This is a genomic window from Paenibacillus sp. FSL M8-0334 (assembly GCF_038000405.1).
GTDB lineage: Bacteria > Bacillota > Bacilli > Paenibacillales > Paenibacillaceae > Paenibacillus_AQ > Paenibacillus_AQ campinasensis.
In genome coordinates this window covers 757,419-783,247 of record NZ_JBBOCH010000002.1, presented here as the reverse complement: position 1 = coordinate 783,247, position 25,829 = coordinate 757,419, and the positions used below count along the sequence as shown (strand labels likewise).

At 52.2% G+C, this 25,829-nt stretch carries 17 protein-coding genes; 5 read left to right on the top strand and 12 right to left on the bottom strand.

All coding sequences use genetic code 11. The features are described 5' to 3' along the window. Positions 1–136 precede the first annotated feature (136 nt). The 3 genes from MKX64_RS17665 to MKX64_RS17655 are packed head-to-tail and all read right to left on the bottom strand — an operon-like array spanning position 137 to position 2,920. Complete coding sequence (locus MKX64_RS17665; protein ID WP_095397948.1) at positions 137–706, bottom strand: helix-turn-helix domain-containing protein; 570 nt, start codon at positions 704–706, stop codon at positions 137–139. A 36-nt stretch (positions 707–742) separates the two neighbouring features. Continuing rightward, positions 743–1,711, bottom strand: a complete 969-nt coding sequence (locus MKX64_RS17660; protein ID WP_095397947.1) for an NAD-dependent epimerase/dehydratase family protein — start codon at positions 1,709–1,711, stop codon at positions 743–745. 15 nt (positions 1,712–1,726) lie between these two features. Further along, positions 1,727–2,920, bottom strand: coding sequence for a glycine C-acetyltransferase (locus tag MKX64_RS17655; protein WP_341036834.1), 1,194 nt, complete (start codon positions 2,918–2,920; stop codon positions 1,727–1,729). 350 nt (positions 2,921–3,270) lie between these two features. Here MKX64_RS17655 and MKX64_RS17650 point away from each other — a divergent pair, with 350 nt between their 5' ends. After that, positions 3,271–4,173 (top strand): transposase, encoded by a 903-nt coding sequence (locus tag MKX64_RS17650; protein ID WP_095263929.1) that lies wholly within the window; start codon positions 3,271–3,273, stop codon positions 4,171–4,173. A gap of 572 nt (positions 4,174–4,745) precedes the next feature. Here the strand turns inward: MKX64_RS17650 and MKX64_RS17645 are convergent. The 3 genes from MKX64_RS17645 to uvrA all read right to left on the bottom strand — a co-directional run bounded on the left by MKX64_RS17645 (position 4,746) and on the right by uvrA (position 10,194). Beyond that, positions 4,746–5,648, bottom strand: coding sequence for a LysR family transcriptional regulator (locus MKX64_RS17645; protein ID WP_095263928.1), 903 nt, complete (start codon positions 5,646–5,648; stop codon positions 4,746–4,748). A gap of 228 nt (positions 5,649–5,876) precedes the next feature. Continuing rightward, positions 5,877–7,643: an ABC transporter ATP-binding protein gene (locus tag MKX64_RS17640; RefSeq protein WP_095263943.1), complete on the bottom strand. Its 1,767-nt coding sequence runs from the start codon at positions 7,641–7,643 to the stop codon at positions 5,877–5,879. Between the two features lie 46 nt (positions 7,644–7,689). Further along, entirely contained in the window at positions 7,690–10,194 is a 2,505-nt protein-coding gene (gene uvrA / locus MKX64_RS17635) for an excinuclease ABC subunit UvrA (protein WP_095263927.1), read from the bottom strand. A gap of 361 nt (positions 10,195–10,555) precedes the next feature. Between uvrA and MKX64_RS17630 the strand changes: the two genes are divergently transcribed. From MKX64_RS17630 to MKX64_RS17620, 3 genes are all read left to right on the top strand, one after another. After that, positions 10,556–11,005, top strand: coding sequence for a MarR family winged helix-turn-helix transcriptional regulator (locus MKX64_RS17630; protein ID WP_095263926.1), 450 nt, complete (start codon positions 10,556–10,558; stop codon positions 11,003–11,005). Beyond that, entirely contained in the window at positions 11,002–14,172 is a 3,171-nt protein-coding gene (locus tag MKX64_RS17625) for an MMPL family transporter (protein WP_155617687.1), read from the top strand. Before MKX64_RS17630 ends, MKX64_RS17625 begins: the two co-directional genes overlap by 4 nt. A gap of 217 nt (positions 14,173–14,389) precedes the next feature. Continuing rightward, positions 14,390–17,518, top strand: coding sequence for a sensor histidine kinase (locus tag MKX64_RS17620; protein ID WP_155617688.1), 3,129 nt, complete (start codon positions 14,390–14,392; stop codon positions 17,516–17,518). 152 nt (positions 17,519–17,670) lie between these two features. Here MKX64_RS17620 and MKX64_RS17615 read toward each other — a convergent pair whose 3' ends face one another. The 5 genes from MKX64_RS17615 to MKX64_RS17595 form a co-directional block, all read right to left on the bottom strand. Continuing rightward, positions 17,671–18,570 carry a carbohydrate ABC transporter permease gene (locus MKX64_RS17615; protein WP_155617689.1) on the bottom strand — a complete coding sequence of 300 codons (900 nt, stop codon included), beginning with the start codon at positions 18,568–18,570 and terminating at the stop codon, positions 17,671–17,673. A gap of 24 nt (positions 18,571–18,594) precedes the next feature. Beyond that, positions 18,595–19,506, bottom strand: coding sequence for an ABC transporter permease (locus MKX64_RS17610; RefSeq protein WP_095263922.1), 912 nt, complete (start codon positions 19,504–19,506; stop codon positions 18,595–18,597). 99 nt (positions 19,507–19,605) lie between these two features. Further along, positions 19,606–21,219: an ABC transporter substrate-binding protein gene (locus MKX64_RS17605; RefSeq protein WP_095263921.1), complete on the bottom strand. Its 1,614-nt coding sequence runs from the start codon at positions 21,217–21,219 to the stop codon at positions 19,606–19,608. Positions 21,220–21,439: 220 nt separating this feature from the next. Continuing rightward, entirely contained in the window at positions 21,440–23,710 is a 2,271-nt protein-coding gene (locus MKX64_RS17600) for a helix-turn-helix domain-containing protein (RefSeq protein WP_341036829.1), read from the bottom strand. 95 nt (positions 23,711–23,805) lie between these two features. After that, positions 23,806–24,030 (bottom strand): hypothetical protein, encoded by a 225-nt coding sequence (locus tag MKX64_RS17595; protein ID WP_095263919.1) that lies wholly within the window; start codon positions 24,028–24,030, stop codon positions 23,806–23,808. A 218-nt stretch (positions 24,031–24,248) separates the two neighbouring features. Between MKX64_RS17595 and MKX64_RS17590 the strand changes: the two genes are divergently transcribed. Next, complete coding sequence (locus MKX64_RS17590; RefSeq protein WP_155617691.1) at positions 24,249–25,076, top strand: cupin domain-containing protein; 828 nt, start codon at positions 24,249–24,251, stop codon at positions 25,074–25,076. Positions 25,077–25,199: 123 nt separating this feature from the next. On the opposite strand, the gene MKX64_RS17585 is transcribed toward MKX64_RS17590, so the two are convergent. Then, entirely contained in the window at positions 25,200–25,826 is a 627-nt protein-coding gene (locus tag MKX64_RS17585; RefSeq protein WP_341036828.1) for a metallophosphoesterase, read from the bottom strand. Positions 25,827–25,829: the final 3 nt, after the last annotated feature.

The following is a 25,829-nucleotide window of genomic DNA, read 5'->3' as shown; positions in this document are numbered from 1 at the left end:
GGTTGGTCTTGTTCAGAGGGAGCAGAAATAACATAAGGTGATAGGGATGAATTGTCGTACAACTATCGGCAAATAAAAAAAGGCTGTCTCTTCGTCATCTACGATGACTGTTGAGACAACCTCTCTTGAAAGCCCACTATCCCCGTGCTGCGGCATCCGCATAAAAAATAATGGTGTAAAACTTGGCCGTATCCGTCCCGGGGTTGCGGTAGCGATGCGGCCGGTTCGCCGAGAAATGCAGGGAGCTTCCCGCTGGCACCCGGTAGCTCTCATCGTCACACCACAGTTCCAATTCGCCTTCATGGACAAAAATATATTCCTCGACCCCGTCATTATGCGCCTCAGAGCCATAGTCGCAGCCCGGGTCCATCACAACCATGTAGGATTCGAATTTGGTGCGCAAATTGTAGGAGAACAGAGGATGCACCCGGTATGCGCCATCAGCCTCCATGAAAGGCTCCGATTCATCCGGCGATACGACCGTAACCTCCGGCTTCACCTCTTCAATCAGCGTCGTAAAGGATATGCTCAGTCCGTTCACAATGCGCCACAGGACGGAAATGGTCGGGTTCGAGTCCCCACGTTCAATCTGACCGAGCATCGCCTTGCTTACCCCTGTCAGTTCAGCCACATTATCCAGGCTCAGCCCCCGTGATTTCCGAATCGCCTGCAGATTTCTGCCTACCTTCTTATGAATTGCTTCCAATCGAATTATTGCCCTCCTTCAATGACATCCGGCGAATCAGCCAATCTTGGCGCGGTCTTCCCGGAGCTTCTGTGTCAATTTGGATATCATATCGTCCGTCATACGATCCAAATCATATTGTACATCAAAGCCCCATTCTTCGCGCGCCGAAGACGTGTCAATCGAGTCCGGCCATTCCTCGGCGATCCGTTGCCGCACCGGATCAATCTCATATCGCAGCACAAACTCCGGCACATGCCTGCGAATGCTTGCCGCAATCGCCTCTGGATCAACGCTCATCGCGGTCACGTTAAAAGCGTTGCGATGCTTCAGCTTCGAGCCGTCGGCCTCCATCAGCTGAATAATCGCCCGGATCGCATCCGGCATATACATCATATCGAGGTATGTTCCCTGCGCAATATAACTTGCGTAACTTCCACTATGAACCGCAGACCAATACATGTCGACCGCATAATCGGTCGTTCCTCCCCCAGGCGGCGCCGAATGAGAGATCAAGCCCGGAAAACGCAGACCGCGGGTGTCCACCCCGTATTTATGAAAATAATAGTCGCACAGCAGCTCCCCCGACACCTTGCTCACGCCGTATATCGTTGCTGGTCGCTGAAGTGTGTCCTGCGGCGTACCCTGTCGCGGCGTGGTCGCGCCGAATGCAGCGATGGAGCTTGGCGTGAAGAACTGGCTGGCCAGCGTACGCGCCGTCTCCAGTCCGTTCAGCAATCCGCCCATATTGAGCTGCCAAGCCAGAATCGGATCCGCCTCCGCTTTCGCGGACAGCAGTGCAGCCAAATGGATGATCGCATCGGCGCGAAAATCGTGTGCCGTCTGGTAGAACGCAGCCCCGTCAGTCACGTCCAGCACCTGAAACGGGCCGGACTTGGCCACCTCATGATCTGTCAGCCGAATATCGGTGGCCAGCACCGCGTCCGTACCATAGCTTTGCCGGAGGACGGTTACCAGGTCAGATCCAATCTGGCCCAGCGCCCCGGTGACCATAATTCTTTTCATCCCCGATAACCTCCTTTAATGAATCAATCCGAGCTCGCGCCCGATTCGCTCATAGGCATCCAGCGCCTGATCCAGCATGTCACGGGTATGGATGGCGGTCGGCATGTTGCGAACGCGTCCAGTCCCCTTTGGAACGGTCGGGAACACAATCGCTTTAGCATACACGCCCTCTTCATACAGCCGTTGGCTGAATGTTTGCGTAGCCGCTTCGTCGCCGATCATGCATGGCGTAATCGGCGTCTCGGTAGCACCGACTGAGAATCCGAGCTTCTTAAGTCCCTCCTGCAAGTAGCGGGCATTGTCCCACAGCTTGGATTGCAGTTCTTGACTGCTGTGCAAAATGTCGATGGCCGCAATGCAAGCCGCTACCGCTCCCGGTGGAAGCGCTGTCGAGAACAGGAACGGTCTGCTCCGCACCTTTAACCAGTCAATCAGCTCCCGGGAACCGGCTACATAACCGCCAACGACGCCCACCGCCTTGGACAAGGTGCCGATCTGAAAATCGATTTTGTGTGACAGGCCAAAATGCTTCACCGTGCCTGCCCCGCCTCCCAGCACGCCGGAGCCATGCGCGTCATCCACGTAAGTTATGAGATCGAATTGTTCCGCAATATCGACGATTTCCGGCAGCTTGGCAATATCGCCATCCATGGAGAATACCCCGTCGGTAATCACCATTATTTTGTCATACTGACCGGAAGCTCTAGCTTCCTTCGCTTTATTCCGCAAATCCTCCATATCCGAGTGGCTGTAACGGATGACTTTGGCTCTCGACAGACGGCAGCCATCGATAATCGAAGCATGGTTAAGCTCATCGGACAAAATCGCATCCTGCGGCCCCATCACCGCCGATATGGCAGCCATGTTGCAGTTAAACCCCGATTGATACGAAAGCACGGCCTCCGTGCCTTTAAATTTCGCCAGCTTCTCCTCCAGCTCCACATGCAGCAGAAGCGTACCATTGATAGTGCGAACCGCACCGCTGCCGGCTCCGTACTGCTCGGTGGCGCGAATTGCCGCCTGCTTCAGCCGGTCATCGTTCGCCAATCCGAGATAGTTGTTGGATGATAGATTGACCAACTCCCGCCCATCAATCGTGATCACCGGCCCGTTCGGCCCCTCTAATGATTGAATCGTATTGTACAGCCCGTTTGCCTTGAGCGCCTCCAGATTTTCTGTTAAAAAAGAAGCCAATGACCTGCTTGTCATCCCCATTCCCTCCCGCACATGGAAATTCAAAGTATGATTTCACCCCTATTGTATGCAATCCTACCCCTTTGTGCAATATATTAAACAAAAATATGTTATAGCAAATTCCTCAGTGTCTTGGTGTCTTGGTGTCTTGATATCTTTATTCATTGCTTTAGCATGATTATCCCTATAAGTCAGGACAGAGGAGAGAACAAGGAACAGGCAAGATGAAAGAGTAAACAAATAGAGGTGGGGATCCATGGATCATTCAAATGATATTTTCGACTTGATAAGAGAACATTAGTTCGGTATAATACAGATAATAGAACGTATGTACGTATTTTGCTGTTTGGGGGGGACGAGTGGAAATGGATGTTCATCTGGAAGCAGCGCTTCAATCCTTCAATAGTCGTTATTCTAGCGAGCAAGCTTGCATGGAAACACTGATCGCTATGAAGTGGCCGAGCGGCTTCATCTGCCCGCGTTGTGAACACACCCGCTGTAGCCGTCTGACCTCACGGCGCATCCCCTTGTTTGAGTGCGGACATTGCAAGCATCAAACGTCGGCTCTGGTCGGCACGATGTTTGAAGGAACTCGTCTGCCTCTGCTCAAGTGGTTCATGGCCCTGGAATTGTTTCTGCTCCCTGATGGCATCTCGGCGATGCGGCTGAGTCAGGTAATTGGGGTTACTTACAAGACTGCGTGGCTCATGCTGCACAAAATACGCCATGCCGCCCTGGAATTCGATGCCCGGGAACTGCTCTACGGAGAGGTAAAGGTGAACTCCGATCAGTATGGACGTAATCCCTCCCGGTGTTCAGTTTCGCATCCGTATGCCACGGCGGTCACCGCCGCCTGCTCGGTAGCGGAGTCCGGCGAGCTGCAGCAGGTGAAAATACGCCTGGTGCCACATAAGCGAGGAGGCGATGAAAGGGCAACCCGTCGCGATTTAACCGCATTCATTGACGAGCATGTGGATGCCGGTACATCAGCGGTTCAATTGTTTCCTCAAGCCTTTCGGTTGTATGCTCCTTTGCGGAAAGTGGTTAGAGAGGCGTGGCAATCGCTGAAGAGTACGTATGGAGCTCTGGGAGTTAAGCATCTGCAGGCATACCTGAATGAATACACCAGACGCCGCTGGCTACGCCTGTCCGGAACTGTTGAAACGATGCGGCATAAGCTGCTGCAGATCTGTATGGCGATCCCCGCGCTTCCCTACCGCCAGCTGATCGAAGTCCAACGGAAACAGCCTTTCGCGGCTGTTTCCTGACGTGAGGATGGAAAGGTGATGGGCACTCTGTTTCATTTTGCCTGGGCTTTATCTTCTGCTCCGCCCTTTTCACTTCGCCTAAACCTGGAACTATTGTCGGGTCTGTTTCATCTTGTCAAATTCAGGATTTACTGCCTAGTTTGGTTCATCTCGTCTAAATGTAGAACCTTTGTCTGGCTCGGTTCATCTCATCTAAATTCAGGATCTGCTGCCTGGCTTGGTTCACTTCACTTAAACTTCGACCTTCGCCTGAGACAAGCTCATGATCTGCAATTGCCTTTACCAAAATATATCTTCTTCTGAGCATGTAAATTTATCGCTCTTCCTGGTTGGCTGTTTCTGTGCTGCCTGATCTCTGTACTACCTGATCTCTGTACTACCTGATCTCTGTGCGACCTGATCAAAAGGGATAATGATGCAAAGTTCCTGGATAGCGAGTGTTAATCCGCTACTCCGCAGTTACTCCACAGCTGTGCCGCAGTTTCTCTGCCTCTATTTTGCATCTATGTTACATCTACGTTGCATCTATCCTTGCATCTATCCTTGCATCTATCCTTGCATCTATTTTGCATCTACTCCGCAATCGCCCGGTGCAGTGCCTCCACATAGGCCTCGGCAAGCTTGGACAGCGACACGTTCTTATGATTGATCCAGCCTACGTTGATCGTCTCGTCACAGTCCAGCGGCACCGGAATAATTTCATTGCCGTTCAGATCCGCGCTCAGCACGCCGGTGGAGATCGTATACCCATTCAGACCGATCAACAAATTAAACAATGTAGCCCGGTCGTTGACACGAATGCTTTTCTTGTGAGACAGCGTGCTCAGAATTTCCTCAGAGAAGTGGAAGGAGTTGTACTCCCCCTGCTCAAAGGACAGGTACGGATAATTTTGCAGCTCCTCAATGGTCACTATCGACTGCTTCGCAAGCGGATTTTTAATGCTGATGAATATATGCGGCCGTGCTGTAAACAAGCTTGTAAACTGCAAGCCCGCATCCTTCAACAGCTTGTTAATCACCTTGGAGTTGAATTCGTTGAGATACAGAATGCCTATTTCGCTCCGCAGCGTCTTGACGTCTTGGATGATCTCGTAGGTCTTCGTTTCACGCAGCGCCAGCTCGTATTCGTCCTGCCCGTATTGCTGCACCAAATAGACAAAAGCATTCACAGCAAACGCATAGTGCTGCGTCGAGACGGAAAAATGCTGCGGTGAAGGCTTAGCGTTCAAATATCTGCTCTCCAGAAGCTCAGCCTGCTCCACCACCTGACGCGCATATCCGAGAAACTCGGCTCCCTCTTTGGACAAGATGATCCCTTTGTTCGTCCGTTCGAAGATTGTAATGCCAAGCTCCTCTTCCAGATCCTTGATCGCACTGGAGAGACTGGGCTGCGAAATGAACAGCCTCCTGGCCGCCTCGTTCATCGAGCCGCGGTTGGCAACCTCAATGACGTATCTTAACTGCTGCAAAGTCATAGAAAGCCTCCCCCTTTTTTTTATATTTACATTGATCATATCAAATTTCGGGCCGACAAACCGATGAAATATTATATCCGTATATCCATAAGACCGGTAGTCGATTACAGAAAAAAGGGACTCCGTTAAGCTATACTTAGCCCCGGAGTCCAGTGTTTGTTATAGGAAGCGACTTCAGGCCGTTGATAGGCCTGAGCTCCCCTGACTTTTCTTGATGAGACGACAACTTCACACTTCTGCGTCATTCCCGATATGAAACTGCTTCTTGGCCCACTCCGCATAGGACGGATGGCTAAGCAGCAGCTCCTCATGCTTGCCGCTGCCCGTAATGCGACCGTTCTCCAGCACGACAATCTGGTCGGCTTCCACGACCGTGGACAGTCGATGCGCGATGACCACCGTTGTCCGCTCCTCCATCAGATTGTTGAGCGCCTTCTGCACTTCATGCTCGGAGTCGCTGTCCAGGCTGGCCGTCGCTTCATCCAGCAGCAGGATATCCGGCTTCCTGAGCAAGGCTCTGGCGATGGCCACCCGCTGCCGCTGACCGCCAGACAGCTGAATGCCTCTCTCGCCAACCTCCGTATCATAGCCTCTTGGCAGCGATTGAATAAAACCTTCCGCATAAGCCAACCTTGCCACCTCAGCGATCTCCTCCTCGGTCACAGGCTCCTCCCGGCCGTAGATAATGTTGTCGCGGATCGTCCCGGTCATGAGCGGGCTGTCCTGGGAGACGTAGCCGAGCTTTCTGCGCCAGGAGTCCAGGCTGTAATCCCGGATTGGCACCTCCCCAAACTCGATCGAGCCGCTGCTTGGCGTATAGAAACGCTCGATCAAAGAGAACACCGTTGTTTTGCCGCTTCCGCTCGGTCCGACAAGCGCCGTCACTTTTTTGGCCGGAATGGTGAAGCTTACCTCTGACAGAATCGTCTCCCCTTCATGATAAGCAAAGGTTACCTCGCGGAATGCCAAGTCCTGATGTCCCTGCGGAGCCTGCAGCGCTGCGCGTTCTTCCGTCTCCGGCTCGTATTCAAGAATCAGTCTCAAGCGCTCTGTCGCCGCCATAACCTTCTGGAGCTGCGTGTAGAACGTGGCAAACTGACTGAAGGGGAACATAATCTGGAACAGCAGCAGGATGAAGGAAACCAGCTCGCCTGCGCTCAGCGCACCCGAGGATACCCGGACACCGCCGTAACCGATAATGACGACCAGCAGCACCACCATCACCATCGACATGAGCGGAATGAGCACCGCATTGATCTTCGCTTCCTTCATGCCGAAGCGGTACAGATCATCCATCTGGTCATAGCCGCTCTTCTCCTCACGCCGCTCGGCGTTGGAGGCTTTAACTAGGCGGATTTCGCCGATCACCTGGGTCAGCATGGCCGACAATTGGGCAAGTTTGCCGTACTGGCTCATGGATACCTTGTACATTTTACCGCCGATTGGCATCAGAATGCCGAAACCGACCGGCACAGCAATCAGAATAATCAGCGTCATCTGCCAATCCAGGTAGAACAGAATCGCCACCGCCCCAGCAACGGTAAGCAAATTGGAGAAAAATGAGATGAGGTGGTCGGTGATGAGTGTCTTCACCTCATTCGTATCATTCGTGACCCGGCTCATTGTCTCAGCCGAGCGATGACGGTCAAAAAACGGGACTGGCAGTGCCAATACCTTGTTCCAGAGTCGCTTTCGGATTTTATTCACCGTCTGGTTCCCGACATAAGCGAGCATATAGTACGAGAACCCGCTGGATACCGCTTCAAGCAGGAACATCGCAATCAGAATGCCAATCGTCTCCATCCGCAGCATATCGGCCGAGAAGCTGTCGATCAGCTGCCCGGTGATCAGCGGAACGATGAGCCCTGTGACCGCTCCGATCAAGCTCAGCACTACTGCAAAGGCAAGCACCAGCTTGGGAATGCCTGCCGATCCCAGCAGCCGGATCAGGTAACGGACGGTCGTCCGTGTGACCGCCCCTTTCTCTTCTTCCATCTTTACATTCTCTGTCGTTTGATCCACCAAGCCTCACTCCTCTTTCCTATCCATATCTTAATTCCTTGAGGAATCGCCCGGTATGCGACTTCTCCACTTGTGCGACCGCTTCGGGGGTCCCCTCGGCCACAACCGCTCCGCCGGCGGCCCCTCCACCCGGACCGATATCAACAATCCAGTCCGAGGCAGCAATTAGATCCATATGATGTTCAACCAGAATAACCGTGTTGCCTGCATCGACCAACCGGTCTAGCAGATGCAGCAGCTGTCTGACGTCGGCGGGATGAAGTCCGGTTGAAGGCTCGTCCAGAAGGTACAGCGTATGCTTCTTCGTCTTCTTGCTTAGCTCCTTCGCCAGCTTAATCCGCTGACCCTCACCGCCGGACAAAGTGCGCACAGACTGTCCCCATTTCAAATAACCAAGTCCAACTTCGCAGAGCAGGCGAGTCAGCTCAAGAACTTTCGGCTGGCCCTCCAGCACCGGTAGACTTTCCTCCACCGTCATATCAAGCATATCGGAGATAGAATACCCTTGATACGTCACCTCGAGCACCTCCGGCTTGAAACGTTTGCCTCGGCATGCCGGACAACGAATTTCGATCTCGGGCAGAAAGTGCATGTGCATCGGTACGACACCAAGCCCCTGACAGGTTTCACAGCGTCCTCCCGGCGTGTTAAAGGAAAAATGCTTGGCAGTCAGCCGGTTTCGTCTGGCTTCAGGCAAGCTCGCGAACACGCTTCGAATATGGGTATACACATCCGTGTATGTGGCTACGTTCGAACGCTGCATGCGAGATACCGGGGACTGATCCACCGTAACAAGCTGGCCAATCGAATCCCAGCCGGTAATGTCCTTGCAGCCGGGAGGCGTCTTGCTCCCGCTGCCTGATTCGGCCAGCAGATCGAATAACAGCGTTGATTTGCCGGAACCGGACACACCCGTTACCGAGACCAGACAACCGAGCGGGAAGGAAACCGTAATTTGCTTCAAATTCCGAAGGGAGGCTTCATGAATCGTTAGTTTGTTGCCGTTGCCCGGCCTTGGCTGCCTTCCCGGCCAATGCCCTCCATACTCCCTAAAATAAGCACCCGTCACGGAAGAAGGCTGTTGCAACAGCTGCTCGAATGTTCCTTGGCCTACGACCGTACCGCCCTTCGAGCCTGCTCCCGGGCCGATGTCGATAATATGATCGGCAGCCTGCATCACTTCCTCGTCATGCTCAATGACAAGCACGGTGTTCCCCAGATCACGAAGCTGCTTCAGCACCTGGATCAATCCTCTTGTATCTTTCGGGTGCAGACCGGTAGTCGGCTCATCCAAAATGTACAGCACACCGGTGAGTCCTGAGCCAAGAATTGAAGCGAGCCGCAGTCGCTGGGCTTCACCTCCGGACATCGTGACGACCTGCCGCTCCAGCGACATATAGCCTAGCCCGACGTCCATAATGCGTTTCAGTCTTATTACGCAGTCATGAATGATCGGTTCCACGATATGCAGGTGATCTTCCGAAAGCTTGCCGCCAAGCCTTTCCAGCCAGGTTAATGCATCGCCGATCGCCCAGGCATTGACTTCGCTGATGGATACACCGTCCACCCGGACCTCGCGGCTGCTTTTCTTCAGCTTGGAGCCTTGGCAATCGGTGCATGTGAACTCGTGGAACAGGGAAGCCTCGGAGGATTCGCTTCCTTTCTCCAGATATCTTCGGCGGATCCCAGTCACCACCCCTTCGAATTTGCCTTGACTCACCGTCTTGGGCGGTTTCATGTCTGGGAAATGGCGGGCAAATGGCTCGCTTTCCACACCGTAATAGAGCAAATCGCGCTGGATTTCCGAATAATCCTGCAAAGGCAGATGCTCATCAAACGAAAAGCCGTAATACTTCGCGGCCGCCTTTAATATATTCGTGCTGTAATCCACAATCGCGCTGTACCATGTCGTGACAGCCCCGTCTTTCAAGCTCAGCTCCGGTCTGAACACCGCCTCCATGTTCAGTTCGACTGTATGGCCAAGACCGCTGCAAGTCTCACAAGCCCCTTCTGGCTTGTTGAACGAGAAATGCGACATGGTCAGCTTCTCCAGTGAATGACCGCATCGCCTGCAACGAACCGTCTCAAATGCATCGTAGGGCTCGGAGTCATCCGCAGAGATCTGGGCAGGCACGCCATCGACCGGCGGGGCAACCGTCTCACCGCAAGCAGGGCACGGCCGCTCCCCGAGCTTGGCAAACAATATACGAAGCAGGGTATAGATATCGGTAACCGTCCCGATCGTCGATCTCGGATTGCGATTGGTCACATGCTGGCCAACGCTGATGGAAGGAGATAATCCCTCGATGGAATCGACCTTGGGCTTGCTGACCGAATCGGATACCATGCCCATGGACTCCATATATTGCCTCTGGCATTCCCGCTGGAGTGTGTCCATGGCTAAGGTTGATTTCCCCGAACCGGAAGGACCTGTAACGACGATCAGCTTGTGTTTGGGGATTTCAAGGGAGATGTTCTTGAGATTGTTCTCCCTCGCCCCGCGGATTTTGATGGTTGGGTGCATGATTTAACCTCCTAAAAGTTTTGTGGAGCAGATGCTTCATTGGGGGGTCTTCGCAACAAAACTGACTTCGGAAGCATTATTAACGCTATCTCCGGCAGTGCATTCCTATCTTACAACATTGATGCAAGTACAAAATTTGATGACTCCGAACCTTGATGCAGTCCGCTTTTCCGAAGCTGATACCGTCATGGTGCTTGAAGGTTTATATTTAATGTTACAATCTGTATAAAGCTAGGCTTGCGAAATGAGCGAAAGCCCCCCATGTCCGACAAGGCGTCATCTTGACTTCAATATTCTGCTGCTATATAGTTCTATAATAAAACTATTTCATAATCGAACTATTTGAAGGAGGAACAATCTGTTGGACGATAAAATAAAGGAGTGGATCGACCGGTATGTGAATGCTCACTCATTTGTTGTACGTCGAATCAATGCCCGTATTCGGGAGGAGCTTGGCGAAACGCTGACCGATGATCAATATCAGATCATGCTGCTGATTAACGATATCCCGCAATGCACGCCTTCCCAGCTAGCGGAGATGTTCTCCGTCGGCAAAAGCTCCATTACGGCGATAGTCAATCGTCTGGTGCAGGCCGGAATGGTTGAGCGAACGCGGGATGAAGCTGACCGCCGCATCATCTATCTATCGATTACCGATCACGGACGCTCCATTTTCGATTCGTGCCGCAAGCAAATCAGGGAACTCATTTCACCTTATTTGCAGCATTTTGAGGAGGAAGAAATCGAATCCTTCATTTCTAATTTTGAAAAGTTGGGGCAGTTAATGCAGGAAGGCGGGAGAAAGAATTGAAAACCATACTGAGAGCAAGATGGTTCATCATGATCCTATGGATTGCTGTAGCCGCTGGCTTGTTTCTAACGGCGCCATCCATGGCGGATCTTGTAAGAGAGAAGGGACAGCTCTCCGTTCCGGATGGCTACTCCTCCTCGAGAGCTTCTCAAATACTAAGGGAAGCCTCCGACAGTGAGGACGGCCGTTCGCTGAGTCAGGTGGCGCTTGTCTTCAACAAGCCTGACGGATTAAGCGAGGCGGATCAAGACAGTATACGCCAGGGCGTGGAGCGTCTGAGCGAGAATAGAGATAAGCTCAGCATCACCTCCATTAACGATCCGTTCACACAGTCGGAGCTGGCGGATACGCTGATCGCGGCAGACGGCAACACCATTATGGTTGCGCTCCAGGTCAGCGGAGGCCAGGAAGCAGTCAAGCAGTTGCCGGGGCAGGTGAAAGAGCTGCTGGCAGACGTAACAGCAGACCATTATCTGACCAGTGAAGGCCTCATCAATGAGGATACCATCGTCAGCTCCGAGGAAGGGCTGAAGAAAACGGAATATATTACTGTCGTTTTCATTCTCGTCATTCTATTCATTGTGTTCCGTTCCTTTGTTGCTCCGTTTGTGCCACTGCTGACCGTGGGCTTGAGCTACATTGTGTCTCAATCGGTGGTCTCCTTTCTAGTCGACCGATTCGATTTCCCGATTTCGACCTTTACCCAGGTATTCATGGTCGCTGTCATGTTCGGGATCGGCACCGATTACTGCATTTTGCTGATCAGCCGCTTTAAGGAGGAATTGGCAGCCGCTGAGGATACCAAAACAGCGGTTATCGAAACTTACCGCAAAGCCGGCGGTACAGTCATATACTCCGGCCTCGCGGTATTTGTTGGCTTTATTGCCATCGGCCTGTCTGAATTCATTCTGTACAAATCCGCAGTTGCCGTAGCCGTCGGTATTGCGATCATGCTAATTGCATTGCTGACCGTGGTGCCCTTCTTCATGGCACTGCTGGGCAAGGCGCTCTTCTGGCCTTCCCGCGGCAGTCTGGAGCACTCGGAGAACAAGCTGTGGGGAGTCGCCGGGGCATTCTCGCTCAAGCGTCCCCTGGCGTCGCTGCTCGTTGTTGCAGTCATCGTAGCACCGTTCCTTCTCACCTATAGCGGCAAGCTGTCCTTTAACAGTCTGGAGGAGATCGGGCCGCAATACGAGTCGGTCAAAGGATTTAATATCATCTCTGAGAGCTTCGGACCTGGTGAATCCATGCCTTCTACCGTTGTCATCCGAAACGATGACCTGATGGATACGGCCGAATATGTCGGTCTGGCAGAGAAAATCAGCCGAGAGATCGAAAAGGTTGACGGCGTTTCTGCAGTTCGCAGCCTCTCGCGCCCGACCGGGGAACAAATTCATGACTTCCTGATCCCGACACAGGTTCAGACTTTAAATGAGGGCCTGGATCAGACTCAAGGCGGGCTAAATGAAATTGAAAATGGCCTGTCCGAGGCCGGCAAACAGCTGAGTGAAAATGCGCCCAAGCTGAGCGAAGCCGCTGCCGGCGCCATGGAGCTGACCCAGGGGACAGCGGATCTGAAGCAGGGCATTGGCGAGCTTGGTCAGGCCTTGAGCGCGATCCAGCAAGGGATTGCGAGCGGCTCCGCCGGCGCCGGCGAATTGAAAGCCGGCTTGCAGCAAGCGGCCGACAGCGCCAAGGAGCTGGCGGATGCGCACGCCCAGCTGCTGGAAGGCTACAAGCAGCTTGGCAGCGGATTATCCGCGCTTGACGGCGGCGTTGCCGGCATCAGAGAGCAGCTGGATGGTGTTGCAGCTGCCCTGAGCAGTCTGGATGCCTCCTTCTCCGGATTGGAGAGCAGCCACCCGGATCTGCTGCAAAATCCGGATTACCTGACCATTAAAGGAACCGTAACCCAAGCCGGATCCGGCGCAGCCCAGTTGGCAGCCGGGCTGGGACAAATATCAGAGCAGATAAAAGGCGCTGCTGCCGGCGTTGAAGAAGCGAATGCCGGATATGCACAGGCAGCCGCTGGGCAGGACGCGCTTGCCGAGGGGCTGAAGCAGATTGTGGCCGGCATTGGTGAACTGCAAGCCGGACTGTCGCAGGCCGCAGATGGACAGCAGCAAATCGTCGGGCAGATTCCGTCCATCACCGATGGGCTGGGACAGCTGGAAGGCGGACAGAAGCAGCTGGCAGACGGCTTCAGCGAACTAACCGGCCAAATCGGTGAGCTGACCGAAGGGCTGACTGCAAGCGCCGACGGGCTGCGGCAAATCTCGGATGGCCTGGGTTCCGCCCAAGGATACCTAGAACAGCTTCAAAGCATCCAGGATGAGGAACTGAGCGGATTCTTCATTCCGCAAGAAGCGCTGGAGAACAGCGATTTCCAGACCGTCTTCGACACTTACCTGTCCGATAACCGCAAGGTGATGAAGCTGGATGTCGTGCTGTCAGCCAATCCGTACAGCGAGGAAGCGATGGACAGTCTTGAGCAGATCCTGTCCGCTGTAGAACGCGCGGTGGCTCATACGAAGCTGGAAAATGCCGAAGTGGCCATCAGCGGAATTACGAGCACCAACCATGATCTGCAAACGATCTCAAATGATGATTACAGCCGAACTGTTATTTTAATGCTCACCGGCATCTTCATAATCCTGATCGTGCTTCTCCGTTCCATCGTGATGCCGATCTATCTGATTATCTCTCTGGTCATTACGTACTTCACCTCTGTCGGCGTGACCGAACTGATCTTCGTGAACGGGCTCGGCTATTCCGGAATTACATGGGCGACACCGTTCTTCAGCTTCGTCATGCTGATTGCGCTCGGCGTCGATTACAGCATCTTCCTGATGGCCCGGTTTAACGAGAACAAAACCTGGGACGTTAAAGACGCCATCCTTCACGCGATGCGAAATATGGGAACCGTCATCCTGTCTGCGGTGGTCATCCTTGGCGGCACCTTCGCAGCCATGTATCCGTCCGGTGTGCTGTCGATGATGCAGATTGCCACGGTTGTACTCGTCGGTCTTGTACTGTACGCCCTCGTGTTCCTTCCGTTCTTCGTCCCTGTGATGGTGCGTTTGTTCGGACGTGCGAACTGGTGGCCGTTCACACCGAAAGAGTCGCCTAAGGATGCGGTCAGCACCAACCGAGATATTCATATGTAATTATTGATTCGTTATAGCCTCATAACCGGGACAGTTCCATTCACTTTACTCGCCTTATTCCATTTCAGGAGTAAGGCGAGTTTTTATAGGTCTTTAGAATCAAGGTCTTATGACTCATATAGAGAAATATTAAGCCATTGTCCTGACTTTCTTCTGTACGCGCCGGGATTTTTTTCGTATGATAATGAAACTACATGCTAAAGCGGACGGTGCCATAATGCCTGATAAAATCATCAGAAAATCCATACTAAAAAACTTCTTGATTGTCATTATATTTCTGGCTGTGCTTCTGGGCATGCGGCTGATTTGGCTGCAGGCATACTCCTTGCCGCCTCATCCCTCAGCTGAGCATGGGGTTCTGGATCTGCGCGATTATCAGCTTAATCCGTTGCCGGCAATCCCGATCGACGGAGAATGGGAATTTTATCCTGGCGTGCTTATCGGAAGGGCAGAGCTACAGCAACAAGCGCTGAAGCCTCACTATATTCAGGTGCCCCAGAGCTGGCGGGACGTCAGCTCAGAGTTTGCTGAAACTGCCTTCGGTGTGGGGACTTACAGACTCCGAATTATGCTGGACGAGCCTTTAGGAACGCCGATATCGCTGTGGCTGTCGGAGATCCGGCTATCCGCCGAAGTCGAGATCAACGGAACTACCCTGCTGCAAATCGGCCAAATAGGAACGAATGCAGATTCCTATGTGCCGGTCCGAAACTCATTGGTCGTTGACTATGACGGTGCTCGCGATGCTGAAGAAATTGAGCTTTTTATTCGCGTGGCTAATTTTGACGAACCGTTCGTCGGCGGAATTGCAAGATCCGTTATGCTGGGCTCTGAGGAAGAGATCGACCGCACCTACGGCGTGTCGGTTGATCTTCAGCTCATCACCTTTGTCATTTTGCTGCTGCATGCGCTTTATGCATGTATCTTGTATTTCTTAAACCCACGGGAGTTCATGCTGCTTGATTTTCTTCTGATGATGCTCATTACGGCTATTACGGTCGCCATCAGTACAGACTCAATTCTGCTGCAATGGGTGCCGCTCAACTATGAATGGACGCTGAAAATCAGACTCCTTTCGTACATGTGGATGGTCTTCTTCTTCGTCAAGTTAAGCAGCAGATTTTATGGCAAGCCTACAAAAGGCACCTGGTTTTACATTTATTCCGCCCTGCTGCTGCTATATTCGGTGTTTGTGCTGTTTGCTCCGCCATCTTGGGTGTCAGTTACCTATCACTACCGGGTGTTCTCGGCATTTTATCTGCTTCCGATGCCGGTATTCCTGTACCGATTTGTGCGCATGGTCATGGAAAGCCGCAAGCACGCCATCTATTTGTTGCTGTCATCGAGCGGGATCTTCTGCGGGGTGGCATGGTCCATCAGTGAAATATTTATAGAACTGCCTGTTGTCTATTATCCTTTTGATATTCTGGCTGCCGTCGTCGGATTTTCGTCCTACTGGTTCAGCCGCTATTACCACAATACCCAGCAAATCAGCCAGCTGAACGAAGAGCTGAAAGCTGCGGACAAGATGAAAGACCGGTTCCTTGCCAACACTTCGCATGAGCTGAGAACGCCGCTGCACGGCATCATCAATATCGCGCAAAGCGTCGCCGACAGGGAACAGGCCGGCATGACATACCGAAGCGTGGAGGATCTGAAGCTGCTTGTCACCCTCGGTCATCAGATGTCTCATCTGCTGAATGATTTGCTGGACGCCGTCCGTCTGCGAGAGAAGCGAATCATGCTCAAGCCAAAGCCGATGTCACTGCAATCGGTCGTTCATGGCGTATTCGATATTCTGAAATTTACGCCTAAGGCAGCGGATGTAGAGATGCGGATGGATATCCCGGAGCAGCTTCCTTACATTTTGGCTGATGAAAAACGGCTGCTGCAGATTTTGCTGAATCTGCTTCATAACGCACTTAAATTTACCGAAGCCGGAACGATCACCGTAAGTGCCAAGGTGGTGAACGATCACGTCCTGATCGAAGTCACCGATACCGGTGTGGGCATGGATGAGGAGACGCGCCAGCGCGTATTCCTTCCTTATGAACAGGGGCATCCCGGCTTTAACGATGCCAAGGGAATCGGGCTTGGGCTCAGCATCAGCAAAGAGCTGGTGGAGCTACATGGCGGGACGCTGAGCGTTACGTCGGAGCTTGGACAAGGCTCCACCTTTGCGTTCATGCTCCCTGTCGCGGAAGCGACAGGCGACGAGGCGGCAGCTGAGCTGGCCGCGGGCCAAGAGTCATTCAGCTATATCGTGGAGGGCAGCCAGCTCGATCAACTGAGCCTGCTTCCACCGGAGGCTGATACCGTCACGGCCAAGCATCCGTTCAACGTGCTCGCCGTAGATGACGACAGGGTCAATCTGAGAGTGCTAGGAGGAATCCTGTTTCAGGAGCCTTACCATATTACGTTTGCTTCGTCAGGCAGCGAAGCGCTGGAGCTGCTTGGCACCAAGTCCTGGGATCTTGTCATCACGGATGTCATGATGCCCCAAATGTCGGGGTATGAGCTGACGCGCCGAATCCGGGAGCGCTTTAGCCCATCCGAGCTCCCTGTGCTGCTGCTGACCGCACGCAGCGAGGCGGCAGACATCTATACAGGGTTTCAAGCCGGCGCCAATGACTATGTGACCAAGCCGGTGGATTCGCTGGAACTGAAATACCGCATTCGCTCCTTAACCGCGATGAAGCGCTCGATTGATGAGCGGCTCCGCATGGAGGCTGCGTATTTACAGGCGCAAATTCACCCGCACTTTCTGTTTAATACCTTGAACTCAATTATGGCCCTCAGCGAGATTGACCTTGACCGGATGCGCAGCCTGAGCGAAGCGTTCAGCTCTTATCTGCAGATCAGCTTCCATTATCAGAATTCGGATCAGTTCGTTTCGCTTTCGCAGGAGCTTGAACTGGTACGCGCCTATCTCTATGTCGAACAAGAGCGCCACAGCAACCGAATGACGATTGCATGGGACGTTGATCCGGAGATCGATATGGTTCTGCCTCCGCTCACCATTCAGCCCCTGGTTGAAAATGCCGTTCGGCATGGCATTCTGCAGAAAGCCAAGGGCGGTACAATCCGCATCCGGATTGTGCGGCAGGAGCAGCATATCCTCGTGGAAGTCAAGGACAACGGCAAAGGAATGGAGCCGGAGAAAGTGCTTCATCTGCTGGATGAGCCCGGTCCGGCGAAGCGCGGCATCGGCATGTACAATACGCATCGCCGGCTTGTCCAGACCTATGGGACGGGGCTGGTCGTTCGAAGCGTGCCGAACGAGGGAACCAGCATCTCTTTTGTCATTCCGGAAATGAATTCTCGGCAGGTTAAACGCGAAAGGTAATCATGCAGACAGCCGCCCCACAAGCCATTGGCTGTCTTGCGGTACTGCCTGCAGCTTATTGAGTCATCATTCATGAAGTGCTGTATAAGCTCATAACGACGCCTCGAGGCACCTGCACAACGCAGGGGCGCCCGAGGCGTTTTTCAGGTTACTTAACCTTTGATCGACCCGATCATGACCCCCTTTTCAAAATACTTTTGAATAAACGGATAGATCATGAGAATCGGCAGGGTCGATACAATAATGACACCGTACTTGATCTGATCGGCATATCGCTGGGCATAACCTCCGGCGTCTCCACCTGTTCCCGCCCCTCCGGCAAACACCTGATTGGAGAGCAAAATATCCCGCAGCACGATCTGCAGCGGCTGCAGATGGTTATCCCGAATGTAGATCAGGGCGGTGAAAAAATCATTCCAGTGTCCGACCAAATAATAGAGACCGATAACGGATATGAGCGCCTTCGACAGCGGCAGAGCCACTTTAACAAAGAAGGTGAAGTGAGAGCAGCCGTCCATTACAGCCGCCTCATGCAGCTCCTGCGGCAGCGAGTTTTCAAAAAACGTACGGGCGATAATCAAATAAAACACATTCACGGAAAACGGAATGATGAACACCCATATCGTGTTGGTCAAATGCAAATCCTTCATCAGCAAATAGGTTGGGATCAACCCCCCGTTAAAAAACATCGTGACGACAAAAAAGAACATGATGACCCGTCTCGGCCGAAACTCCCGCCTGGACAGCACGTAAGCAGCCGGCAGCGTAAACAGCATATTGACCAGGGTGCCAAACAGGGTGTAAAACACCGTATTGCGATACCCCGTCCAAATCCTCGCGTCCTGAAAAATTTCCCGATATCCAAACATACTGATGTTTTTCGGAAAGAACAGCACCTTCCCTGTTGATACCAGGGTTGAATCGCTAAAGGATGCAATAACGATAAAATAGAGCGGGTAAGCGATCAACAGAAAGATGATCGTGCACACAAACGCCAGCATCATCTTAAATGTGATCTCTTTTCCGCTAACGCGCCATCCGGTATGCCCCATCTTGGTCCCTCCTTCCTCTCTTCGTTAGAATAGGCTTTGATTGGATGCTTTCTTGGAGATCATATTCATCGCAAACAGAAACACAAAGTTGATGAGTGTATTAAACAGTCCAATGGCCGAGGCCAGGCTGAACTGGCTGGATACGATCCCGATTTTATATACATAAGTGGCTATCACTTCAGATACCGGCAAATTAAGCGAATTTTGCATCAGAAATATCTTTTCAAAGCCAGTGCTGAGGATGTTGCCCATACTGAGAATAAACAGAATAATGATGGTTGGCACAAGGGCCGGAAAATCAATATAACGGATCGTCTGCCACCGGCTTGCCCCGTCGATCTTGGCCGCGTCATACAGCTGGGGGTCCACCGAGGACAAGGCAGCAAGATAAATGATGCTGTTCCAGCCGCAGTGCTGCCAAATGTCGGAGAGCACGTATACCGGTATAAAGGTCGACGTGGATGCCAGCAGCTGGATATGTCCGAGTCCTATGGATTTCATGAAATGTCCGACCACCCCGGTCTCCGAGGACAGCAGCACATTCAGCATGCCAACAAGCACGATAATCGAAATAAAATGCGGCAAATAGACGGTGGTTTGCATCAGCTGCTTCATCTTTTTTCGCCGGATCTGATTCAGAATCAACGCTAGAATGATCGGGGCCGGAAAGCCCAGCACAATGCTGGACAAACTAATCAGAAAGGTATTCCGCATGAGGTCGGTGAACAGATAGCTATCGATGAATTGCTGGAAATACGCCAGCCCGCGCCATTCCCCTCCGGTGAGGCCCTTGCTGAAATCGTAATCCCGGAAAGCGAGCTGAATACCGTACATCGGTATATAATTAAAGATCAATATGACGAGAATCGCTGGCATAATCATCAGCCATAGCTGATAGTCTCGTATTATGGACGATATTCCTTTGTGGATCCGCATCCTATCCCCCCTCAGCTTAACGGAAATGCCCGTTCAGGCGTTGATACGGCCTATACGGCCGCTAGACTAGACATGGCATCATTCCATGTTGATCAGACATCAATGATTGCTTCTGTACTCGTCGTAGTACTTCTGCATAATCTCCAGGTTCTGGGTGATGCCGGCCTTCTGGGCTTCTCTGACATACGCGTCCCACTCGGCCTCTATACCGCCCTTGGTCACCCACTTGGCAAAGCTCGACTCTGCCAGATTCATGATATTGGTATTGTTCAAACTCATCGTGTTGTTGTCCATCATCGAATATTTAATAAACATTGCCGGAAACACATCCTTGTCCAGATCCACCTGCAGCGCCTCCTGCAAGGGTTCCGACTGCTCGATGACCTCCTGCATGTCTTTGCCAAGCGTAAGCTGGAGCGAATCCGGTATATAGAAAGCGCCGTGGTCGGCCATCGTGGATGTCCATTTCCATGTCCCCGGGTCCATCTCTGGATTTCCAGGAGGAAGAATGGTGTAGCTCCCGTCCCCGTTATCCTGAATATTCGGGCCGATGGAGCCAAACAGCACCTGCATACCCACTTCCGGATCATACAGTTCGTTGATCAAGCGCATGGCCGCCTCCTTGTTTTTCGTTCTTGCAGACATCACGATATGGTTCACCCCGTAGTTCAGGGAGTTGTAGTCATAACTCCAGGACAGCTTGCCCGTATAATCATCCGATACTTTAAGCGGCGGCAAGGATACGTACTGCGAGGCTACCCGTTCCCCGAACCGGTCTGAAGCGACCCAGCCCCAGGTGAACCCGACTTTGGCGGTGTCCCCATCGCCCCTGGCGATCGATTGGTATTTAGTGTAATCATGCGTGAATACCTCGGGGTTGATCAGCCCGGCCTTATACAGCTTGTTCAGAAATATCACCATCGTTTTATAGCGTTCGTCAATCAGGAAGTTCTTTACCTGACCATCCTCTACAAAATAGCCTTGGCTGCTTCCCTCCGACAACGTAATGCCCATGCTGCCCAGCAGCAGTGCAGCGTTAAAGTTTCCGCCGATGCCGCCAGGCCAATCCATCGGAATTTCGTCGTTCATATCGCCGTTGCCGTTGGCATCGCGCTCTTTGAAGGCGAGCAGCACCTCATATAACTCATCCCACGTCGTCGGCATCTCAAGCCCCAGCTCATCCAGCCATTGCTGATTGATGTACTGTCTGGAGGCCGTGTCCGGCCAGAAACGCTGGTACTTGGGCAGCCCGTATATTTTCCCGTCAGCCTGGGTTGCAATCTGCTGTGTCTCAGGACGTTCATTGAACATCGTCTGTACATTGGGAGCCAGATCCAGCATCTCGGTCAGGTCCTGAAACAGCCCTTGGAACTGGGCAAAATCCGCGTCTGTAATCACATTGGGCCCGATAAACAGATCCGGGATGTCTCCGCTGGCGAGCATCGTTCCTTTTTTCTGGCCCCAATCGGCGGTAATCTCCTGCCATTCAATATCCACGCCAGCGGCGTCCTCCACCTTCTGAAGCCACTCCATGTCGGCAAGCGGCTTCGTTAACGGATGCTTGATCATAATCGCCGTCAGCTTTACCTTCTCTCCTGAGGTACGATCAGGGGATTCCGCCGATTCGCTCCGACTCCCTCCCGAGCTGCACCCTGCCAGGAGCAAGGCCGTGATCAAGACGATAGAAGTGAAAACGTTTACTCTTTTTCGCATTCCATAACCTCCAACCTTTGGATTTTTTTTGATGAGGTTAGCTGCCTCAGCCCTGCTGTACAGGGCACCTTAGACTCTAATCGGAGGTATAATGCGGCGTAAACGGGCAGTTTTTTGCCGATTTACATTTTTTGAAAACGAAGGCTGACAAACAGGAAGCGCTCTTCAGATCCCCTGATATCAAAGCGCTTTCAAAAATTGTGGACATTCAAAAACTGTCTTAGCCCTTGCAGGCACTCCGGTACTGCCCCGGGGTAACCCCTACGATTTTTTTAAAGGTGCGGATAAAGCTTGAAGTGTTGTTGTATCCCGCTTGCATCGCAATCGCGTCCAGCGTCTCCTCCGTTTCAAGGAGCAGGCGAATGGCGTGCTGAATCCGCAGACGGTCAATGTATTCCTTGAAATTTTGTCCGATTGTCTTTTTGAAATGGTGGCTGAAATTGGATACGGACATCCCGAAGTGGTCGGCCATGAGCTGCAGCGAACAGTTGGGATCCATCGCCTTAGCTTCCACTACTGCCAGAATATCCTCACGTCCCGCCGATCTCGAGGGCGGCAGCGTTTCGCGGATCATCTCACACAGCTTGGCGCTGCTATCCCGGATAATGCTGGACATCTGCGCCGGCGTGTATCGGGTGGAGAAAGCGGCTTCCGTCAGCCGCAGCAGAGACTGATCATCATGCCGAAACCGCAGCAGCCCATTGAAAATTACGCTTGCCGTATTCAGGTAGATGCTGCGGATCATATGCGGAGGCATACCGTCGCTGCCAAGATGCCCGATAAGTCGCTCGATGATTGATTCGACCATAGCGGCCTCATTTTTCAGAATTGACAGTTCCAGAGACTGCAGCATATCGGCAAAGTAGGAAACCGCCACGGCCTGGGACTCCTCCATCTCATCAAAGACGAGGATGGAATGGGATTGGCCCAGCCGCAAGTGCTCGGCTGTACGCAGTGCCTGCAGATAAGAGATGTGCACCGCTTGCGGACATAGGCTGTCCACCGTCTTGCCAATGCCAAATCGTGTTATCAGCCCGGCTTCCTCCTTTATCCGCTGCTGCAGCTGAGCCAGAACCTTTTTTAACGGAAAATCGTGCTCATGTGAGCAAAGCATCACGAACTCGTGATCATAAATGCTGTTGAAGAGATAGGCTTGAACGCCTGGCGGCAGGAAATGCCCCCACTCCCTGAAGTGCTCAAGAGCAGCGGCTTCATACCCTGAAGATTCGCTTGATATGACAATAACGGAAATCTCCGGGCCGTGAAGACTGACGCCTACCCTCTCACCCTCACGGACAAATTCCTCCCACGAGAGAAATTGCCCATTCACCAGCTGCTGCAGCAGATTGTCCCGCATGATGGGCAGCGTTCCCTTTACCTTCTCATCAAGCCGGGTGTTGGCGGCAGAAAGACCGCTTAACGTGTATCGTATGGTGTCAATTTCATTCATCGATTGGCTTCCCTGAGGTGCGAAGAGATGGATTGCAAAATCGACCAAACGTTTGATCGGATGATAGTTTTTGCGGATCGAAAGATAGATCACCACGACTTCAATCAGCAATATGCCGCCAACCAGCATCACGGTATTTAGCTGAATGGTGCGGATTCCCTGGAGTGAATCCGTCATCGGGAGCAGACTGACATAGCGCCATCCATTCTTATCGGATACGGTATGGGAGACAAGGTAGGAGCTGCCGTTAATCGTATGGATGCCAGAAGATAGCGATGTCTTGTCGTCCATTCCGCGTACGAGCTGTGACACATCATCTGACGTTTGGTAGAGCGATTCATTGGAAGCAACAAGCGGTTTTCCCTGGGCATCAAAAATGAAAAAGTCCCCTTTATAAATTTCAGATACCGATCGCATCATGCGGATGATCGTATCTTCTTTCACCATAATGAGGACGGTGCCGGGGGAATTGACGCCTCCGACCGGAAGCGGCTGCAGGAATGTCAGCATACGGACCCGGTTATGGCCGGGAATCATGACATCTTCCACAGGCCGAACGATGGGGGCTTCTAAAGTATTCAGCGTGTTAACTACATCCGCATAAGGCCACCTCTCGTAATAAAAGCCCACGCCGGGCGTTCTCATATCCTCCAAACTGTATGCGCTTCCAGTTTTGGAGAACAAATAACCGGTGTTTTTTACATACAACAGGGTGTTGTATATAAAAGCATCGGTCGCATTGTATTTTTTCATTTCTTTTGCAATAAGCACTCTCTGATAATCATTGTCCTCCGTTTGATACATCTTGAACTCCTGGTTCTGAACGAGCTCAAACGGCAAATTGTAAACATAGCGCGTGAAGGCATCCATTGAGGTCATAAACTGCTCGGTAATATGGGCGTTCCACTCCATTTCCTTCTCCTTCAACACATCAGCAGAGTAAGGATAATAGTAGAACAAAATGATGGTTACAGGAAACAACAGCACAAGCAGATAGGAAACCAAGAGCTTTGTTAACAGGTTGATTTTATTTTTTCCCAATCCGTTCTCACCGTCCCCTTATATCTCTTTTCTGGAATGAAAAGTTATCTATAAGGATACGAAATTTTCATAGAAAAGAAAGGATCTTCTTGAAATTATTCCTTTTTAAACAGTCTGTATAAGTAGGTAATCAGCGCAATGAAAGCAATCCCCGAAGACAGAAAATAGAGAACAGCATTCGCTTTTTTAGGTTTCGGCAGTTCACCTATTGCTCCGGTCGCCGGATAAGGCGGGTATAAATTCCAAAAGCCTAATCTTAAACTCAAGACGGCCACGATCAATGTTATAACAATGATGATGATGAATTTAACTTTATTCATAGTTCCTCCGGCAGCTTGGTTATCTGGGTTCCCCCCACATACTTAATGAACGTATCTAGCCTCCATGAAGTTTGATTTTTAATGTAGTCAAGAAATCAACAAGGCTTCGGCTCACCTGCAAAAGCGCCTAAAAATAGGCGCACGTACAGACTTCCTGCGGAATACGGTATTCCATAGGCTAATGCCTGCAGCAAAACCCCAAGAGGAGGCAAACGAAAATGGCCGTTTCCTATATGGATTTCACCTCACCCAACGTTCAATTTTCATTCGATCTAAACCAGAGCACCTTTATCAAGAAAGACAATCGGAACTATATCAACCTGCTTTCCGTAAACGAGCTGAATACCCTCGGCAATGCTTCTCTGCTGGATATTTTTCTGAGCAGAGGTAACGTTATCGAACCGCATACCCACCAGAATGCTTCGGAAATCGTATATTGCATCTCCGGAGCTGCGGACGTTTCGCTGATCAATCCGTTTACCAAAAAGCTGCTTCAGTACTCCATCAAGCCGGGTCAGGTTGTCAATGTGCCTCAAGGCTGGTGGCACTATGAGATGGCCACGGTGGACAACACGCATCTTCTGGCTGTATTTGATGCGCCGATCCCGCAATTTATCGGAGCCTCCGATATGTTAAGACTGACGCCACCCGGAGTATTCGCCCATACTTATTGCCTTGATAAAGCCAAAGTCCAAGAGGCGCTGGCTCCAATCAAAGGCTCCGTCGTCATCGGCCCGCCGGCAAATTGCAGCCGGCAGGAGGCAGCTCCGCCGTCCGCCGCATCGGCTTACAGCCAGCCGACTGCCGAGGTATCCTACCCGGATGAGCAGGAGCACATCCAGCCGTTTGACTGGCACCAGCTGATGCTGGAGCAGCAGAAGCGCCTTATGCAGCAGCAGCAAGAGATGTTTGAGCACAAACAGGCTCAAGCAACCTCGTACTTCGATGCCGATGCCTCCCCACAGCTGGAAGAAGCGCGGCATGGCAGCCCAGCACGCCCTCCCGTCATCGGGAACGGATGGGATTTTTTTGGAAACCCATTTTAGCCGTTTGCCCCTATACCAACAAGAAAAGGACCTCATCCCCTCCAAGCGGGAAATGAGGTCCTTGCTCGTGTAGCTCTAATATAGACGGACTTGGCTGAAGACGATAAGTCGCCTTTGCACTCATCAGCTGATTCTTCTGCGCAGGATGTCCTTCTCTGCCGACACATGAATCGCATACTGCCAGCCTGACGTAAGATCCACCAGACTCAAATAATGCCCATGACCGGCACCAGTGTCGATGCCCAGCTTGCCCTCTCCACGCCACAGCTGTCCGTAATCGGCGCCAAGCCGCCAGGTGGAAGTATGTCCGAACACGATCGTATGACCTCCTATGGCAGGCGCATGGAAGAAGGGCTCGCGAATCGTCGTCAAATCTTCCGGGGTTTGACAGGAGAGCGGAATGCCGGGGCGAAGCCCCGCATGGACAAATACGTATTCGCCATCCTGCGCCCACAGCGGCATGCTGTCGATCCACTTGAGGTACTTCTCCGCCCGCGATACGTCGGTCACCGCATGCTCCGGCATCCGGAGAAGCCATTTGCGCTCGTTGTTCCCTTGCAATGCAACGGCACCGGAGGCGCATAGCGCAGCAACCAGTTCCAGGGTACCGCCCGAGTCCGGCCCCTTGTTTACGTAATCGCCCAATAGAAACAGACGGTCTGCGGCCGGATCGTACTTCACATGCTCCAGCAGGGCTTCCAGCAAATTTCCGTATCCGTGCACATCTGATACTGCAAGCAGCCTGCCCATCCG